At 73.7% G+C, this 17504-nt stretch carries 13 protein-coding genes and 1 pseudogene; 6 read left to right on the top strand and 8 right to left on the bottom strand.

The genetic code is table 11. The annotated features are described in order from the left end of the window. Positions 1–1394 (bottom strand): annotated as a pseudogene (locus ABTW95_RS02625) (multicopper oxidase domain-containing protein); the annotation flags it as partial. Further along, positions 1391–2782 (bottom strand): DUF8744 domain-containing protein, encoded by a 1392-nt coding sequence (locus ABTW95_RS02620; RefSeq protein WP_500223872.1) that lies wholly within the window; start codon positions 2780–2782, stop codon positions 1391–1393. The pseudogene ABTW95_RS02625 and the gene ABTW95_RS02620, both read right to left, overlap by 4 nt. Before the next feature lie 60 nt (positions 2783–2842). Here ABTW95_RS02620 and ABTW95_RS02615 point away from each other — a divergent pair, with 60 nt between their 5' ends. Next, positions 2843–3622, top strand: coding sequence for a DUF2249 domain-containing protein (locus ABTW95_RS02615; RefSeq protein WP_500223870.1), 780 nt, complete (start codon positions 2843–2845; stop codon positions 3620–3622). Positions 3623–3708: 86 nt separating this feature from the next. Here ABTW95_RS02615 and metH read toward each other — a convergent pair whose 3' ends face one another. Continuing rightward, a complete protein-coding gene (gene metH, locus ABTW95_RS02610; protein WP_500223868.1) occupies positions 3709–7314 on the bottom strand; it encodes a methionine synthase in 3606 nt (1201 codons plus the stop codon). Positions 7315–7489: 175 nt separating this feature from the next. Here metH and ABTW95_RS02605 point away from each other — a divergent pair, with 175 nt between their 5' ends. After that, positions 7490–8119: a nucleoside/nucleotide kinase family protein gene (locus ABTW95_RS02605; protein ID WP_500223865.1), complete on the top strand. Its 630-nt coding sequence runs from the start codon at positions 7490–7492 to the stop codon at positions 8117–8119. Here the strand turns inward: ABTW95_RS02605 and ABTW95_RS02600 are convergent. From ABTW95_RS02600 to ABTW95_RS02580, 5 genes are all read right to left on the bottom strand, one after another. Next, positions 8116–8490 (bottom strand): DUF6221 family protein, encoded by a 375-nt coding sequence (locus ABTW95_RS02600; protein ID WP_500223863.1) that lies wholly within the window; start codon positions 8488–8490, stop codon positions 8116–8118. The two genes, ABTW95_RS02605 and ABTW95_RS02600, sit on opposite strands and share 4 nt — an antisense overlap. A 127-nt stretch (positions 8491–8617) precedes the next feature. Continuing rightward, positions 8618–9871, bottom strand: a complete 1254-nt coding sequence (locus tag ABTW95_RS02595; protein ID WP_500223861.1) for a lipase family protein — start codon at positions 9869–9871, stop codon at positions 8618–8620. Between the two features lie 134 nt (positions 9872–10005). Continuing rightward, positions 10006–11115, bottom strand: a complete 1110-nt coding sequence (locus ABTW95_RS02590) for a cytochrome P450 (protein WP_500223859.1) — start codon at positions 11113–11115, stop codon at positions 10006–10008. Positions 11116–11155: 40 nt separating this feature from the next. Then, positions 11156–12274, bottom strand: coding sequence for a glycosyltransferase (locus ABTW95_RS02585; protein ID WP_500223856.1), 1119 nt, complete (start codon positions 12272–12274; stop codon positions 11156–11158). 68 nt (positions 12275–12342) lie between these two features. After that, positions 12343–13449, bottom strand: a complete 1107-nt coding sequence (locus ABTW95_RS02580) for a hypothetical protein (RefSeq protein WP_500223854.1) — start codon at positions 13447–13449, stop codon at positions 12343–12345. 86 nt (positions 13450–13535) lie between these two features. Between ABTW95_RS02580 and ABTW95_RS02575 the strand changes: the two genes are divergently transcribed. The 4 genes from ABTW95_RS02575 (at position 13536) to ABTW95_RS02560 (ending at position 17453) form a co-directional block, all read left to right on the top strand. Further along, positions 13536–14903, top strand: a complete 1368-nt coding sequence (locus ABTW95_RS02575; protein ID WP_396451925.1) for a class I SAM-dependent DNA methyltransferase — start codon at positions 13536–13538, stop codon at positions 14901–14903. Further along, positions 14896–15927 carry a restriction endonuclease subunit S gene (locus tag ABTW95_RS02570; protein ID WP_500223850.1) on the top strand — a complete coding sequence of 344 codons (1032 nt, stop codon included), beginning with the start codon at positions 14896–14898 and terminating at the stop codon, positions 15925–15927. Before ABTW95_RS02575 ends, ABTW95_RS02570 begins: the two co-directional genes overlap by 8 nt. A 32-nt stretch (positions 15928–15959) precedes the next feature. After that, on the top strand, positions 15960–16739 hold the full coding sequence (locus ABTW95_RS02565) for a methyltransferase domain-containing protein (RefSeq protein ID WP_396451922.1): 780 nt from the start codon (positions 15960–15962) through the stop codon (positions 16737–16739). Between the two features lie 198 nt (positions 16740–16937). Beyond that, entirely contained in the window at positions 16938–17453 is a 516-nt protein-coding gene (locus ABTW95_RS02560) for an ATP-binding protein (protein WP_396451920.1), read from the top strand. The last annotated feature ends 51 nt before the right edge of the window (positions 17454–17504 follow it).

The raw sequence follows: 17504 nt of genomic DNA, 5'->3' as shown, positions 1-17504 counted from the left end.
CGCGTCCCCGGCGCCGCCTCGATCGTCTTCGGGGAGATGCGCATGTTGACCAGGCTCACCTCCACCACCCGCGTCCCCGACGCGGCCACCGTCTGGGAGGACGAGGACGAGTCGCCGCCCGCCGTCAGCCCGACGGCCAGGGCGGTGAGGAGGACGCCGGCGGTGACGCCCGCGACGACCGGGGACGGCCGGTGCGTGCGGAGGATCGTCGCGACCGCCAGCAGGACGAACGCGGCCAGCGCGGCGAGGACGACGGTCCATCCGGCGCGGTCCGCCCATTCCGGGACCGGGAGGACGAGCAGCGGCACGGCGGCGTTGATCGCCACGACGCGCGCCGCCCAGACCCGCTCGATCACCGCCGAGTTGGCCTTCAACGCCCCCGGTCCCCCGCCGAGGACGACGGGCAGCAAGAACGTCAGGGCGCCCAGAAGCGTCTGCCCGACGAACCCGACCAGTACCAGCGGGAGCAGCCCGGAGAGACTCTGCCGCGCCGCGTCCGCGATCAGCGCGACGGCGAACCAGGACGTCCCGGCGGCGAGCATCCAGGACGCGGGCGTATGCGGGCGCCGCTGCCGCAGCGTCTGGACGAAGGGGACCAGAGCCAGACCAGCGGCACCCGCATACACCAGGAGACCTGCGACAACGATCCACCGCAGGTCTGCGAGGAGCCCGCCGACCGCGAGCGCGAGCCCCGGGACGGCGGCGCGCAGCGACCAGCGCGCGATCTGCCCCACCCCGTCCACCATCCGGGTGCGCAGCACGGTCGGCCACAGCGTGAACAGCGTGCCGAGCACGGCGAGCCCGACCCAGCCCAGCAGGTTGACCTGCGCGTGCGCGGCGTGGAGGCGCTCGTGCCAGCCGGCGGGCACGCGCCCGGACGCCATGAGCCCGCCCAGCGTCCCGCCCGTGATCAGCGCGGCCCCGGCCCACAGGTACCAGGCGACGACGTGCGCGAACCGCCCGCCCAGGGCGCCCCGCCCCCGCAGGCCCAGCACGGCGACGTGCGCGGCGACGACGCCCACGACACCGGCCGCACCGCCGACGGCGAGCCCGGCGTATCCCTCGGAGACCCCGCACAGCACGGCGGCGATCCCGGCGTTCAGCACCGCCAGCCGCGTCACCGGCCACCAGTCGGGCGGGGCCGGGACGCGCAGCAGCGCCGACGCGAAGTGCTCCGTCCACGTCACGATCGCGTTGGTGACCGCGCCGAGCAGGAACAGGTGGATCAGCAGCCACCGCGGCATCGGCAGGTCATGCCGGACGAGTGCGGCGGCGACGGTCAGCGCCAGCCAGGCCAGCACGACCCCGTTCGCGATGGCATGCCACCTGGACCGTGACCGGCGCGGCGCCGGGGGCGGACCACCCACCTTCGGACGTACTCCGAGGGTCGTCATGTCCGTTCCTTTCCGCCCGGTCCGGGCGCAAGCTCTCCGGTGGCGTCCCCCGCCGCGGCCTCCCCGTCCGGCCCCGGCGCGTCCTCCCGGTCGGGCTCCGGCACGACCTCGCCGTCCGGCCCCGGCGCGGCTTCCCCGTCCGGCCCCGGCGCGGCTTCCCCGTCCGGCTTCGGCGCGGCCTTCTCATCCGGCCCCGGCGCGGCCTCCCCCGCCGAACCTGCCGCGCCCGCCGAACCTGCCGAACCTGCCGCCGGCCCTCCGGCCGGGCGCGGCGCCTCACGCCTGACCAGGCGGGATGCGGCGAAGGCGCAGCCGCCGAAGAGCAGGAGCGCCACCTCGCCGAGCACGCCCCCGGTCGTCCGCGCGAGGGACACACCGGCCAGGTCGCCCGCCACGCGCACCACCAGCGACGCGTGCAGCAGCACGAGCGGCACGTACAGGATCGGGTGGTAGGGCAGCCGGACCCGCAGCACGGCGGGCAGGATCACCGGCGCGTGCCCGAACACCATCGAGATCACGAAGCCGAGGAACACCGCGTGCAGGGCGGCGTCGTAGAAGCCGGTCGACGCGGGGCGCCCGGCGGCGAGCCAGATCGCCCCGGCGACGGTCAGCCAGGCGTATCCGGCGAGCAGGCAGGCGGCGGCGAACCGGGGCAGCCCGGTGCCGCGGACGGTGCGGCGCGCGACGTCGTGGACGGCGAGCCAGCCGGCCAGCGCGATCATGCCGAGCCCGGTGAGGCGCCATCCCGGGTCGTCCCACCGCACGGAGACGGCCGCGCCGGCGCCGATCACCGCGGCGGCGGCGACGAGCCCGTCGGCGGCGCGGCGGCCCAGGAAGGCGACCCGCGCGAGTTCGAGGCGCTCACCGGCGATGGTCAGGATGAGGAACGCGGCGAGCCACGGGACGACGTCGCCGACGGTGCGGCCGCCGATCCACAGCATGCCGCCGGCGTACCAGGCGACGGCGCCCATGATCTGGACGGCGAGGTCGCGTCCCGTCCGGCGGCCGAGGACCGTGATGTAGATCGCGATGAGCCAGCCGCCGGCGGCGGTGAGCAGCAGCCGCCCGGGGAGCATGAACCCGGCGGCGGTGGCGAGCCCGCCCGCGGCGGCGAGGGCCGGGGAGGCGTAGGCCCAGGGACGGCCGAGGGCGACGGCGCGTTCGAGGGAGATCAGCGTGCCGAGGAATCCGAGGGCCATCAGCGGGCCGTGCTGCTGCGCGAACGAGGTGCGCGGCAGCGGGACGTCGAGGTTCAGCAGGCCCAGGGCGCCCCAGAGCGCGACCAGGAGAGACAGCAGCGCGCCGGCGAGCAGCGGAAGCCGGCGCGCCGCCGGACGGGGCACGGCCCGGGGGTCGAGGTCGCGTACCCCTGTGACCTGATTCTCCATGCCCGCTATTATAAATACAAGTAGTGTTGTGAAAAACAGTCCGGCACCCCAGGAGTGCTCATGACCACATCGACCGCGAACCCGCAGCAGGAGACGGTGCGGGCCATCCTCGACCATCACGAGCGGCTCGGCCGGACCATGGCCGACCACACGCTCACCATCGCCCGTGCCGTCGACCAGCTCGCCGCCCCCTACGACCGGCGCGACAAGCTCGCGGCGTTCTGCACCGACGAGATCATCCCCCACGCGGAGGCCGAGGAGCGGACGCTCTACAAGGCGGCCGAGGAGATCCCCGAGGCCCGCCTCCTGCTGCGCGCGATGCTGCGCGAGCACGTCGTCCTGCGCGAGAAGGTCGCCGAGCTGGCGGCGGCGCGGACGCCCGCGGAGGCGGTCGGCGCGGCGACCGCGGTCAACGCCCTCTTCCAGTCGCACCTGGAGAAGGAGAACGACCTGATCCTGCCCGCGCTCGTGGACGCCGGCGTGGACCTCGGCGCGCTGCTGGACGGCATGCACGAGATCCTGGGCGAGGGCACGGCGTCCGGCGACGACGGCCACCAGTGCACCTGCGGCGGCCACGACGCGCACCCAGGCGTTCCCGGCGCGACCGCCGAGGTGGCGGACGGCGAACTCGACGTGCGGGTGCTCGCCCACGGGCAGCGCCACCAGCAGATCTTCGCGACGTTCGAGGCCCTGGGGTCCGGGGAGGGGTTCGTCCTCGTCAACGACCACGACCCGAAGCCGCTGTACTACCAGTTCGCCTCCCAGTACCCCGGTGAGTTCACCTGGGACTACCAGGAGGCGGGCCCGGAGGTCTGGAAGGTCCGCATCGCCCGTCCCTGACCTCCCGGAAGGCCCGGTGGCAAGGCACGCCTGACGGCCGCGGCGCGGCGGCCGTCAGGCGTTTCCCGTCGTCGGCGTCCCGCCGGTCAGGCGGGGTCGTAGGCGAGGTTGGGCGCCAGCCAGCGCTCCACTTCGGCGACCGGGAGGCCGCAGCGGGCGGCGTAGTCCTCGATCTGGTCCTTCCCGACGCGGCCCACCGTGAAGTAGCGGGACGCCGGGTGGGCGAAGATCAGGCCGCTGACGCTGGCGGCGGGGGCCATGGCGAAGGACTCGGTGAGCTTCATGCCGAGCCGGCCCGCGTCCAGCAGGTCGAACAGCGTCTGCTTCAGGCTGTGGTCGGGGCTCGCCGGGTAGCCGAGCGCCGGGCGGATGCCGCGGAAGCGCTCGGCGTGCAGGTCCTCCAGCGACGGCTCGGCATCGGGCTCGAACCAGGCGCGGCGGGCCTCCAGGTGGACGTACTCGGCGAACGCCTCGGCCATCCGGTCGGCGAGCGCCTTGACCATGATGGCCTTGTAGTCGTCCTTCTCCTCCTCGAACCGCGCGGCGAGGTCCTCGGCGCCGAGGATCGTCACGGCGAAGCCGCCGAGGTGGTCGCCGGACGGGGCCACGTAGTCGGCGAGGCAGCGGTTCGGGCGCCCCTCCGGCTTCGACGTCTGCTGGCGCAGCATCGGGAAGCGGGCGTCCGGCAGGACGATGTCGTCGCCCTCGGAGTGCGCCGGCCAGAAGCCGTAGGCGCCGCACGCCTCGAACGAGCCGTCCGCGACGATCTGGTCGAGCAGCTGGTTGCCCTCGTCGAACAGCTCGCGGGCGACGGGCTGGTCGAGGATCGCCGGGTACTTGCCCTTCAGCTCCCAGGCCAGGAAGAAGAACTGCCAGTCGATCATCTCGCGGATCGCGGACAGCTCGGGCCGGACGATCCGGACGCCGGTGAAGGCCGGCGTCGGCAGGTCGGAGAAGTCGACCTTCTCGCGGTTCGCGCGGGCCTGCTCGATCGTGAGCATCGGGCGGCGCTGCCTCTTCTCGTGCTGCTCGCGCAACTGGGCCTGCTCCTCGCGGTTGGCGGCGGCCAGCGCGGCGGCGCGGTCCTCGTCGAGGAGGTCGGAGACGACGCCGACGACGCGGGACGCGTCCAGCACGTGCACGGTCGTCGCGTCGTAGGCGGGCGCGATCTTCACGGCGGTGTGCTGCCGGGACGTGGTGGCGCCGCCGATGAGCAGCGGCAGCCTCATGCCGCGGCGCTCCATCTCGGCGGCGACGGACACCATCTCGTCCAGCGACGGGGTGATCAGGCCGGAGAGGCCGACGGCGTCGGCGTTCTCCTCGATCGCGGTGTCGAGGATCTTCGCGGCGGGGACCATCACGCCGAGGTCCACGACGTCGTAGTTGTTGCAGCCGAGGACGACGCCGACGATGTTCTTGCCGATGTCGTGCACGTCGCCCTTCACCGTCGCGAGGACGATCTTGCCCTGGCCGCGCTCCTGCCGGATGCGGCCGGTGCGGAGCGCCTCCTCCTTCTCCTTCTCCATGAAGGGCTCCAGGTAGGCGACGGAGCGCTTCATCGCGCGGGCGCTCTTCACCACCTGCGGCAGGAACATCTTCCCGGACCCGAACAGGTCGCCGACGATCTTCATGCCGTCCATCAGCGGGCCCTCGATGACGTCGAGGGGGCGGGCGGCCTTCTGCCGGGCCTCCTCGGTGTCCTCCTCGATGAAGTCGACGATGCCGTGCACGAGGGCGTGCGACAGGCGCTGCTCGACGGGCGCGTCCCGCCAGGACAGGTCGACCTCCCGGACGGTGCCCTTGCCCTTGACGGTCTCGGCGAACGACACGAGCCGGTCGGTCGCGTCGGGGCGCCGGTTGAACAGCACGTCCTCGACGAGTTCGAGCAGGTCGGCGGGGATGTCCTCGTAGACGGCGAGCTGCCCGGCGTTCACGATGCCCATGTCGAGCCCGGCGCGCACCGCGTGGTACAGGAACGCCGAGTGCATCGCCTCGCGGACGACCTCGTTGCCGCGGAACGAGAACGACAGGTTGGAGATGCCGCCGCTGGTGCGGGCGCCGGGGCAGCGCTCCTTGATCCGCGGCAGCGCCTCGATGAACGCCTTCGCGTAGTCGTTGTGCTCCTCGATGCCGGTCGCGACGGCGAGGACGTTCGGGTCGAAGATGATGTCCTCGGCCGGGAACCCGGCCTGCCGCGTGAGCAGGTCGTAGGCGCGCGCGCAGATCTCGACCTTGCGGTCGGCGGTGTCGGCCTGGCCGGTCTCGTCGAACGCCATGACGACGACGCCGGCGCCGAAGTCGCGGATGCGGCGCGCCTGCTCCAGGAACGGCCCCTCGCCCTCCTTCAGGGAGATCGAGTTGACCACGCCCTTGCCCTGGACGGTCTTGAGCCCGGCCTCCAGCACGCTCCACCGCGAGCTGTCCACCATGATCGGGATGCGGGCCACCTCGGGCTCGGTCGCGATCAGGTTCAGGAACGTCGTCATCTCCCGCTCGCTGTCGAGCAGGTCGGCGTCCATGTTGACGTCGAGGAGGTTCGCGCCGCCGCGCACCTGCTCCAGCGCCACGTCCACCGCGCCCTGGTGGTCGCCCGCCTCGATGAGCTTGCGGAACCGCTTGGAGCCGGTGACGTTCGTCCGCTCGCCGACCATGATGAAGCCGGTGTCGGCGCCGATCTCGAACGGCTCCAGCCCGCTGAACCGGCTGGCCCTCGCGGGCCGCGCCACCCGGCGCGGCGCGACGCCGCGCACCGCCTCGGCGATCTTCGCGATGTGCGCGGGGCCCGTCCCGCAGCAGCCGCCGACCACGTTGACCAGGCCCGACTCGGCGAAGTCGCGCAGCAGGGCGCCGGTCTCCTCCGGGGTCTGGTCGTAGCCGCCGAACGCGTTCGGCAGGCCCGCGTTCGGGTGCGAGGCGACGTAGGTGCCGGCGATCCGCGCCAGCTCCTCCACGTGCGGGCGCATCTCCGCGGCGCCCAGCGAGCAGTTCACCCCGACGGCGAGCGGCTCGGCGTGCTCGACCGACCGCCAGAACGCCTCGACGGTCTGCCCGGACAGCGTCCGCCCGGACAGGTCGACGATCGTCACCGAGATCCACAGCGGCAGCTCGGGGGCGACCTCGCGGGCCGCGGCGATCGCGGCCTTCGCGTTCAGCGTGTCGAAGATCGTCTCGATCAGCAGCAGGTCGACGCCGCCCTCGGCGAGCCCCGCGATCTGCTCCGCGTAGGTGGCCTTGACCTGGTCGAACGTGACGGTCCGGTAGGCCGGGTCCTCGACCCGCGGGGACAGCGACAGCGTCACGTTCAGCGGGCCGACCGAGCCGGCGACGAACCGGCCCTCGAACTCGGAGGCCGCCTGCCGGGCCAGCCGGGCGCCCTGCACGTTCATCTCGCGGACCAGGTCGCCTTCGAGGCCGTAGTCGGCCTGGGCGATGCCGGTGGCGGTGAACGTGTTGGTCGTGGTGATGTCGGCGCCGGCGGCGAGGTACTGCCGGTGGACGTCCAGGATCACGTCCGGCCGGGTCAGGTTCAGCAGGTCGGGGTCGCCGGTGACGTCCTTCGGGTGGTCATCGGTGACGCGGTCGCCGCGGTAGTCGGCGGGGGTGAGCCCCGCGCCCTGCAGCATCGTGCCCCAGGCGCCGTCGAGCACCGCGATCCGCTCGTCCAGAAGCTCGCGCAGATTGGTGTGGGTCATATTTCTTCGAGCACCTCCCAAGTTCGTATGGGAGGCGCCCTTGCGGAAGTCGGTGTCTCGGGCCCGAGCGTGGCGGGCTCTCGCCCGTTGCAGCGCCTCTCGGACCCGTACGAGAGGTTACCTTCCCGGGATCCGATGTGTCAGTCGCGTCCCACGATGCGGGCAGGATGAAGTGATGCGGGTACGACCGATCTCGCCATCGCTCGTGGTCACGGAGCTGTCCGACCGGATCGCCGGTTCCGGCCGCGGCTCGTGGCTGCGGGTCGCGATCGACGGCGCGCCCCCCGCCGCCCCCTGGGACCTCGCGGACGCGCTCGTCTCGCCCCTGCGCGCCCTGGGGCGGGACGTCGTCCGGGTGTCGGCGCGCGATTTCCTGCGCCCGGCGTCGCTGCGCTTCGAGTTCGGGCGGGACGACCCCGACGTCTACTACGACGAATGGCTCGACGTGAACGGCCTCGTCCGGGAGGTGCTGGCTCCGCTGGAGCCGTCCGGGACGGGGAAGGTCCTGCCGAGCCTGTGGGACGCGGAGCTCGACCGGGCGACGCGGGCGCGCTACGTGCCCCTCCAGCCCGGCGGGGTCTGCCTGCTGGACGGATCGCTGCTGCTCGGCCGCGGCCTGCCGTTCGACCTGACCGTCCATCTGACGCTGTCCCGCCGGGCGCTCGCCCGCCGCACGCCGGACGACCAGCGCTGGACGCTGCCCGCCTATGCGCGCTACGAGACCGAGGCGGCCCCGCTCCGCAGCGCGGACATCGTCCTGAAGATGGACGACCCCGGCCACCCGGCGATCATCACCGAGGTCTAGGGCCGCCACTCCTCCCGGTAGGCGGGGTGGGTGGCGTAGGGGAGCGCGAGGAGGCGCAGCACCGATTCGCGGACGGCCTGCGCGGCCTCCAGCTCGGGAGTGCGGTGGCCCTGTTCGAGGATCCAGGCGGTCTTCTCGTAGTCGTCCACGATCTGGCGGCGGGCGGCCACCTCGGCGAGGGTGCGGGCCGGGTGGTGGCGGGCGATGTGCTCGGCGTAGGCGTCGTTCTCGGCCTTCGCGACGAAGCCGGCCGCGTCGGAGTCGATGTTGATCGTCCCGGAGGGCGTGGCCTTCCAGGGGGCGGACGAGCTGTCCCGGGCGATCTGCTCGTCGCGGGCCAGCCGGGCGCGGAGGAACTCCACCAGGTCCATGGGGCCATCCTGCCCTCTGCGGGAGCGGGATGGCCCCATGAAGGCCCCGGCGGCCGGAATCAGGCGGCCGGAATCAGGCGGCCGGAATCAGGCGGCCGGAATCCGGCGGCCGGAACCGGGCACCGGATCAGGCGGCGCAGTCGCCGGCGACCGGCTTCCCGGCGAACCGGTCGGCGAGGAACGCCATCGCGTCGGGCTCGCTCCAGAGCATGCCGGTGGCGTGCTCGGCGAACGTGTAGGTCTTCCAGGTCAGGTTCGCGCCCTTGGCGCACCACGCCTTGTGCAGCGTGTCGGCCTGCGCGAACGGGATGATCTCGTCGTAGACGGCCTGGGTCTGCAGCACCGGGACGGACGGCGCGGTGGAGCCGAGCTTGTTGGCCGCCAGCCGCCGCTGCCACTGCGGGGTCTCCAGCGGGTCGCTGGTGGTGTAGTCGCTGATCTTCTTGAAGAGCGTCCCCGCGAGGGTGCCGATGCCGTCCACGCTGACCAGGCACAGGTCCTTGGCCTTGTCCAGCAGCTCGCGGCCGTTGGCGTTGAGGTACTTCTGCAGGTCCAGTTCGGGGTAGGCGGCGTCGTAGCCGACCGCCGCCATGAACATCAGGCCGACGAACGGGGAGCCGTCCAAGCCCCTGGCGACCGCCACCAGGTCCGCCGGGACGCCCCCGGCGAAGGCGCCCTTGATGTCGAGTTCGGGGGCGTAGGACCGCGCCAGCTCGGCGGCCCAGCCCGAGGACGTCCCGCCCTGCGAGTAGCCCCACAGGCCGACCGGCGAGCCGGCCAGGCCGGCGGCCGGGAGGCGCTGCGCGGCCCGTGCCATGTTCAGCACGGCCTTGCCCTGGGAGCGGCCGACCTCGTAGGTGTGCTGGCCGGGCGTTCCGAGGCCCTCCATGTCGGTGACGGCGACGGCCCAGCCGCGGCTGAGCGCGTCGGCGATGAAGAACATCTCGTAGTCCGTGCCCTGGGTGAGGGTGTAGGACGGCGCGCAGGCGTCGCCGAGGCCCCGCGTCCCGACGGCGTAGGAGACGAGCGGGCGCTTGCCCTCGCCCGTCCACGCCTTGGCCGGGACGAGCACCATGCCGGACACGGCGGTCGGCTCGCCCTCCGCCGTCTCCGACCGGTACAGGACCTGCCACGATGTGACGCCCTCGTACGGGGAGCGGCCGAACGGGTCCATGGTGAACACGGCCGGGCGGGACCGGATGACGTCGCCGGGCCTGCCGGCCGGGAGCGGGGACGGCGGCGTGTAGAACGGATCCCGGCCCGGGGGTACGGGGTCCCGGGGTGCGGCGGCGGCGGTGCCCTGCAGGGCGGACGCCGCCATGGCGAGCCCGATGCAGGACGCGGCCACGGCGCGCAGCACCCGGCGGACGGTGATGGACATGGCGGGTAACCCTTCGTCTTCGCCTGCCGTCGGCGTGACGGCCACCCGACCGTAACGTAATTAGACACTTACTCCAATGAGGCGCGGGACACATCCGGGCCGCCGGTTTTGTGCCGGCACGACAAAACGGGCATTCACCACCGCACGGGCAGCCGCGTCGGACCCCTGACCAGGCTGTCCGCGCGCCAGGGGACGTCCTCCGGCGGAACCGCCAGGGCCAGCCCGGGGAACTCCTCGAGCAGGACGGTCAGGGCGGCCTCGGCCTCCATGCGGGCGAGGCCCGCGCCGATGCAGAAGTGCGCGCCCTGGCCGAACGCGATGTGGGCGGGGCCGTCGCGGGTCGCGTCGAACCGGTCGGGCTCGGCGAACACGGCGGGGTCGCGGTTGGCCTCGGCGAGGAGCGGCAGCACCATCTCCCCCTCGGCGACCCTGCCGGACGGCAGGTCGACGTCCCGCGTCGCCACGCGCGGCATCGCGTAGAGCGCGGGGGTGTCGTGCCGCAGCAGCTCCTCGACCAGCGCCCCGGTGGGCGCGACCTCCCCGTAGAGGCCCTCCTTGAGCAGGGTGAACACGCCCATGGCGATGAGGTTCGCCGTCGTCTCGTGGCCCCCGGTGATCAGCGCGGTGACCAGGCTGACCAGCTCCCCCTCGGTGAGCGCGTCGGCGCCGTCCCGGGCGGCGATCAGGTCGTCGAGGAGCGCCTCGCCGGGCCGCGCGCGGCGCTCGGCGAGCAGGCCGCGGACGTGGCGGCGGAACTCGCGGGCCGCCGTCGCGCGCTCGCCGGCGCCGAGCTCGGACAGCGAGAGCGCCGCGTCCGCCCAGCGCCGGTAGTCCGCGCGGTCGGACTCGGGGATGCCGAGCACCTCGCAGATCACCCGCACCGGCAGCGGGAACGCGAACCCGGCGACCAGGTCGGCCGGCGGCCCGTGCGCGGCCAGCTCGGCGGCCAGCTCCCGGGTGATCTGCGCGACCCGCGGCCGCCAGCGGGCGATCCGGCGCGGGGCGAACGCGCCGGCCACGATGCGGCGGATGCGGGTGTGCTCCGGCGGATCCATGTTGATCACCGAGCCGGGGTCGTCGCTGATGTCGCGGCCGCGCGCCATCCGGCCGCCGGTCGCGCGGCTCAGGTCGCGGCCGAACCGCGGGTCGGTCAGCACCTGCCGGACGTCGTCGAACCGGCGCGCGCCGCGCATGGTCACGCCGTTCGGAAGCGCGATCTCCGGCAGGCCGTCCCGAGCGGTCATCGTCCCTCCTCAGCTTCCGCTCCGCGAAGGTGATCCCGTGTCATTGGACCACCGCCGTGCGGCCCTTCCAGGTGCCGCCCTTCCCGGCGCGGTGGCGGCGGGCCGAATCGACCGTCATCGCGGCGTACATCAGCGCGACCGCGGGCAGACCGAGGGCGCGCAGGGGCGAAAGTCCGTAGAAACGGAGCATCGGGACGTAGGTGAGCGTCATGATCGCCCAGGCGGCGCCTCCCGCCGCGAGTGCCGCCGGGCGGCCGGTGAGGGCTCCGGTGAGCGTCGCGGCGGGCGGCACCGCGTAGAGCAGGAGCAGGCCGAGGACGGTGCCCGCCAGCAGGGCCGGCGAGTAGCGCAGCTGGTGGTAGGCGCTGCGGGCGATCATCATCCACAGGTCGGCGAGGCGGGGGTAGGGGCGGCGGCTGACGACGTCCCGGCTCAGGTCGAGGCGGCAGCGCCCGCCCGCGCGCTTGATCAGGCGGCCCATCGCCACGTCGTCGATGAGCGCGCCGCGGATCGCGGCGATGCCCCCGGCCCCGTCCAGCGCGGCGCGGCGGACGAGCATGCACCCGCCGGCCGCGGCGGCGGTGCGCGCCCCGTCCCGGGTGACGCGGCGGAACGGGTACAGCTTCGCGAAGAAGTACACGAACGCCGGGACGATCACCTTTTCCCAGCGGGTGCGGACGCTCAGCGTCGCCATCTGCGAGACGAGGTCGCGCCGGGCGTTGACGGCCTCGCGGACGAGCCGTTTCACCGTGCCGGGCCCGTAGGCGATGTCGGCGTCGGTGAAGAGGTAGAAGTCGGGCTCGCCCGCGGCGCGGACGCCTTCCGACATCGCCCACACCTTGCCCGCCCACCCCTCGGGCCGGTCTCTCGCGGACACGACCTCGTCCGTGAGGCGGGCGGCCGTTTCGGCGGTGCCGTCACTGCTGCCGTCGTCCACCACGACGATGCGGAAGGCGCCCGGGTAGTCCTGGGCGACCAGCGTCGGCAGGGTCTCGGGAAGGACGGCGGCCTCGTCGCGGGCCGGGATGACGGCCGTCACCGCGGGCCATTCGGGTGGATCGTCCCGGTCGGGCAGGCCGGGGCCGGTCCGCCAGAACGCGCCGTGGCCGAACGCCAGGTACAGCCAACCGATCAGTGCCGCCGCCGCCAGAACGTCCACGATCACCACGGTCCGCAGCCTCGCACCGGCCCCGGCCGCGCGTCCACCGCGCCCGGGCGGCGGGCGCGTCAGCGCGGGACGCCGGACGCGGCGCGCAACCGGGCGCCCTCCCGGGCCGCCGGGCGGGGCGCGCCGCCGGCCGCGGCCCGCGCTCGCGCCGCGGCGGCCGCGGCGGCCTCGGCGGCGTCGGCGGCCTCGGCGGCGGAGGCGAGCACGCCCACCGCTCTGCGGACGCTCGCGGCGCTCCGCGCCCCGGCGTCGGCTCTCCGGTGCCGCTCGAACTCCCGGGCGAGCCTCCGGAGGCCGGCCGCCGGGTCGGGCTCGGGAAGGGCGATCGCTCCGGCGGCCCGCGCGAGGTGCTCCCGGTAGCGGTCCCGCCAGTGCGCCCACCGCCAGCCGGGCCAGCGGCCGCCGGCCTCGTCCAGGGCGCGGTCGAGGGTGCGGAGCGTCCAGACGCCGGCCGTCCGGGTGTCGGCGTCGAGGTGGACCCCCTCGTCGGGGAAGACGGGCCACGAGGTGACCGGCGGCCAGTCGCGGTAGGCGTCGAGGGAGGCGGCGCCGTTCTCGATGACCATGGACGCGGCGGCGCCGGTCAGGTGCGCCCGCGTCACGCCGTCCCGCACGACCGTGATCAGCGTCGGCGGGTCCTCTCCCACTGAGGGCCGCACCGGCGGCGGGCCGAACGGCAGTTCCCGGGGCAGCTCGCACCCCGGCGGATAGGTGCGGGGGTCGAGCCGGATCCGCGGCATCGCGGCCATGAACTGCTCCGGCGTGCGGACGCCGTCCGGCACCGGGACGCCGCTCCAGCGGCGCACGCCCCGCTCGTCCTGCCCGACCGCGCCGGCGATCTCGCGGAGCCCGTCGTAGGCCCAGCCGAGCCGCCAGCCGTCCGGCCAGGTCCGCCGCATGGCGGCCAGCGCCGCCGCCCGGTAGGCGGGGTCGCCGATGCGGTGCGAGTACCAGAGCAGCCGCCGCTCGCCGAGGTCGACGAGGGCGGCGGCGGCGCACTCGCACTCGTTCATCCACCCGTCCTCGGGCCGCTGCCCTCTCGCGAACCGCGTCGCGTAGTCCGGGCCCGGCATGAGGTCCAGTTCGATGGAGCGCCCGCCCCGCTGGGAGTAGTACAGCTCCCAGGAGCCGCCCTCCTTGATCACGTAGTGTGCCCGCTCTCCCATGGGAGCCGATCGTAACCGGTGCATTACACACCGTTCGTGGATTTGCGAAGATCGGTGCCGGCGGCCGGGACGCTAGAGTCACGCGGGTGGACGATGTCCTCTGGAAGGCCGCCGACAAGCTGCGGGGAGCGGTCGACGCGGCGCAGTACAAGGACTTCGTCCTCGGGCTGGTGTTCCTCAAGTACGTGTCCGACTCGTCCGGCGACGGGGGCTTCGTCGTACCGGACGGGGCGCGCTGGGCCGACCTCGCCGCGGCCTCCGGCGGCCTCGGCGAGCGGATCGACGCCGCCATGGACGCGGTCATGCGGGCCAACCCGCCGCTCGGCGGCGCGCTGCCGAAGATCTTCGCCGGGGTCGACCAGCGGCGGCTCGGCGACCTCGTCGCGCTCATCGGAGAGGTCAGTTTCGGCGGGAAGACCGCGCGGGACGTGCTGGGCGAGGTCTACGAGTACTTCCTGGAGAAGTTCGCCCGCGCGGAGGGCAGGCGCGGCGGCGAGTTCTACACGCCGCCCTCGGTCGTGAGGCTGCTGGTCGAGATCCTGGAGCCGTACAAGGGGCGGGTCTACGACCCGTGCTGCGGTTCCGGCGGCATGTTCGTCCAGGCGGAGAAGTTCGTCCTGAGCCATCGCGGGCGGCCGGCCGACATCGCCGTCTACGGGCAGGAGGCGAACGAGCGGACGTGGCGGCTGGCCAAGATGAACCTCGCCGTGCACGGGATCTCCGGCGACCTGCGCCGCGCGGACACCTTCCATTCGGACGCCCACCCCGGCCTGCAGGCCGACTGCGTACTGGCCAACCCTCCGTTCAACATGTCCGACTGGTACCGCGACCCCGGAGACCCGCGATGGCGCTATGGCGTCCCGCCCGCCGGCAACGCCAACTTCGCCTGGATCCAGCACATCGTCTCCAAGCTCGGCCCGGCCGGACGCGCGGGCGTCGTCATGGCGAACGGCTCGCTGTCGTCCCGGCAGTCGAGCGAGGGCGCGATCCGCGCCGCGCTGCTGGAGGCGGGCCTGGTGTCGTGCGTGGTCGCGCTGCCGGACCGGCTCTTCCGCAGCACCCCGATCCCCGCGTGCCTCTGGTTCTTCGACCGCACCGCGGACGGCCGGGTCCTCTTCGTCGACGCCCGCGACATGGGCACGATGGCCGATCGCACCGAGCGGGTCCTCACCACCGGCGACATCGCCCGGATAGCGGGCGCGTACCGCTCCTGGCGCGGCGCCGGCTACTCGGACGTCCCCGGCTTCTGCCGTTCAGCCGATCTGGACGAGATCAGATCCCACGACCACGTCCTCACCCCCGGCCGCTACGTCGGCACCGCCCGCGCCGAAACCGGCGGCGAGCCCCCGGCGGCCAGGGTGGAGCGCCTCACCGAAGAACTCTTCGCGCATTTCGAGGAGTCGGCGCGGCTGGACCGCGTCGTCCGGGCGGAGCTGGGGCGCCTGAATGGCTGACGTGGCACTCGGCGAGATCGTCACGTTCGCGAACGGAAGGCCGCGCCCCGCCCCGGGCACCGCCTACCGGACCTATGGGGCCAACGGCGTCATCGGCGCCTCCGGCGAATTCAACGCCGCCGCCCACAGCACCATCGTCGGCCGCGTGGGCACCTACTGCGGCGCCGTCCATTACAGCCCGGAACCGTGCTGGGTCACCGACAACGCCATCATCGCCGCCCCGAAACAAGGAGTGAACCCCCGCTACGTCTACTACCTCCTGAGAAGGCTCGGCCTGAACCGGTACCGCATCGGCTCCGGCCAGCCCCTCCTCACGCACGGGATCCTGAACCGGCTCACCACGGCCCGCCTCACCAGGGCGGAGCAGGACTCGGCGGCCTCCGCCCTCGGCGCCCTCGACGACAAGATCGCCGTGAACGGCCGCATCGCCGCCTGCGCCGACGCCCTCGTCCGCGCCCGCTACGACGCGTCCGCCCCCCGCGCCTCGACGCGCATCGGCGACCTCGGCGAGCTCGTCCGGTCGACCGTCCCGGCCGCGGACCTGGCCGGCACCGAGAACTACATCGCCCTGGAACACATGCCGAAACGGCACATGTGGCTCTCGACCTGGACCGACGCGTCCAGCATCACCAGCGCGAAGAGGCGCTTCGCCTCAGGCGACATCCTCTTCGGCAAGCTCCGCCCCTACTTCCACAAGGCAGGGCTGGCTTTCGTGGACGGCGTCGCCTCGACGGACATCCTCGTGATCCGCCCGAAGGACCCCGCCCACCGGGGCTGGCTCCTCGCGGCCCTGTCCAGCGACGCGGTGATCGCCCACGCGTCCGCCGTCGGCGACGGCACCCGCATGCCGCGCGCCCGCTGGCCCGACATCGCCGCCTTCGAGATCCCCTGGCCCGGCGACGCGGCCGCCCGGAGGTTCACCGAGTTCACCGCCGCCCTGGCCGCCCGCGTCCAAGCCGCCGCCGCCGAGACCAGGACCCTGGCCGCCCTCCGCGACACCCTCCTCCCCCAGCTCATCCCGTGACGCCGCGCCGCGAGCACCGGCATCATCGGGGGGTGGAGTATCTGTTGAGCAACCGGCAGGTCGAGGCGGGGGCGCGGTTCGCGGCCATTTCGGAGCTTTTCGACGCGTGGACGTTCCGGCACATGGACGACATCGGGGTCGCGGAGGGCTGGCGGTGCTGGGAGGTCGGGGCGGGCGGGCCGTCCGTGCCCGCCTGGCTGGCCGGGCGCGTCGGGAACAGCGGGCGCGTGCTGGCGACCGACATCGACGTGTCGTGGCTCGGGGACGCGCCGGTCGAGGTCCGGCGGCACGACATCGTCCGGGACGAGCCGCCCGAGGGGCCGTTCGACCTCGTCCACGCGCGGCTGGTCCTGGTGCACCTCGCCGACCGGGACGCGGCGCTGCGGACGATGGTGGAGAGCCTGCGCCCCGGCGGGGTCCTGCTCGTCGAGGACGCCGACCCCGCGCTGCAGCCGCTGGCCTGCCCCGACGAGCGCGGGCCCGACGAGCGCCTGGCCAACAGCGTCCGGCGGGGGTTCCGGAAGCTGCTCGCCGAGCGCGGCGCCGACCTCGCCTACGGCCGCAGGCTCCCCCGGCTGCTGCGGGAGGCGGGCCTGACCGGCGTGCGCGCGGACGCCTACTCCCCGATCGCGGCGCCCGCGTGCGGGGTGCTGGAGGCCGCGACCATCATGCAGGTCCGCGACCGCCTGATCGCGGGCGGGCATGCTACGAGCGAGGAGATCGACCACCTTCTGGCCGTCATCGCCGAAGGCGGTCTTGATCTCACCCTTGCCCCGCTGATCTCGGCGTGGGGCCGCGTCCCCGCGGAGTAGCCGCTCGGTGACGGGTCGCGTGCCCTAGGTGATGAACACAGGGTGCGGTAGGGGGCTTGCATGCGCGCAAGGGGCGGTGACTGGCCTCTACAAGCTGCGTAAGAGTGTGTGTTGTTTCACTCCACGTCCGACTTCGACTTGGCCTGAGAACACATGTTCGCATACAGCCCGACACGGAGACGTGAAACCAACCCCGCCATGAACCCATCAGACGCGTGGTCCGGGGGGCCTGCGCTGGTTCCCGCGCCCTCCCTGGAACTCGGAATCCCGTCCGCCTGGAACAACGGCAAGTCGTCCGGCCGGCTCATCGGGGAGATCGACCTCGCCGCCACGCCGCCGGCCGTGCGGCTCGCCCGGTCCTACGTCCGGGAGCTGGTCGGCCAGCACTTCGGCGCCGACCGCTCCGAGCTCGGCGACCTGGAGCTGCTGACCAGCGAGGCGATGACCAACTCGGTGCTGCACGCGCGGCCGCGCCGGGACGGGACGATCCTGCTCGCCGTCCTGCACCTCGACCGGTACGTGCGGGTCGAGGTGACCGACGGCGGCCCCGCGCCCGGGCAGCCCCGTCCGGCGGAGGAGCAGCCGTCCGTGCACGGACGCGGCCTCATGCTGATGAAGGCGCTCGCCGCCGACTTCGGCACCCACCGGGGCAGGAACGGGACGTCCACGTTCTGGTTCGGGCTGGGCGTCCGGGACGAGTGGCGGCTGCCATGACGGGCGGGCCGCCGGCCGTCCAGGCGCGCGGGGGCTGCCTGGACGGCCCCG

The organism is Spirillospora sp. NPDC127506 (genome assembly GCF_040302145.1).
Lineage (GTDB): Bacteria > Actinomycetota > Actinomycetes > Streptosporangiales > Streptosporangiaceae > Spirillospora.
The sequence above is the reverse complement of the archived record's forward strand: the minus strand, read 5'-3'. Positions and strand labels throughout refer to the sequence as shown.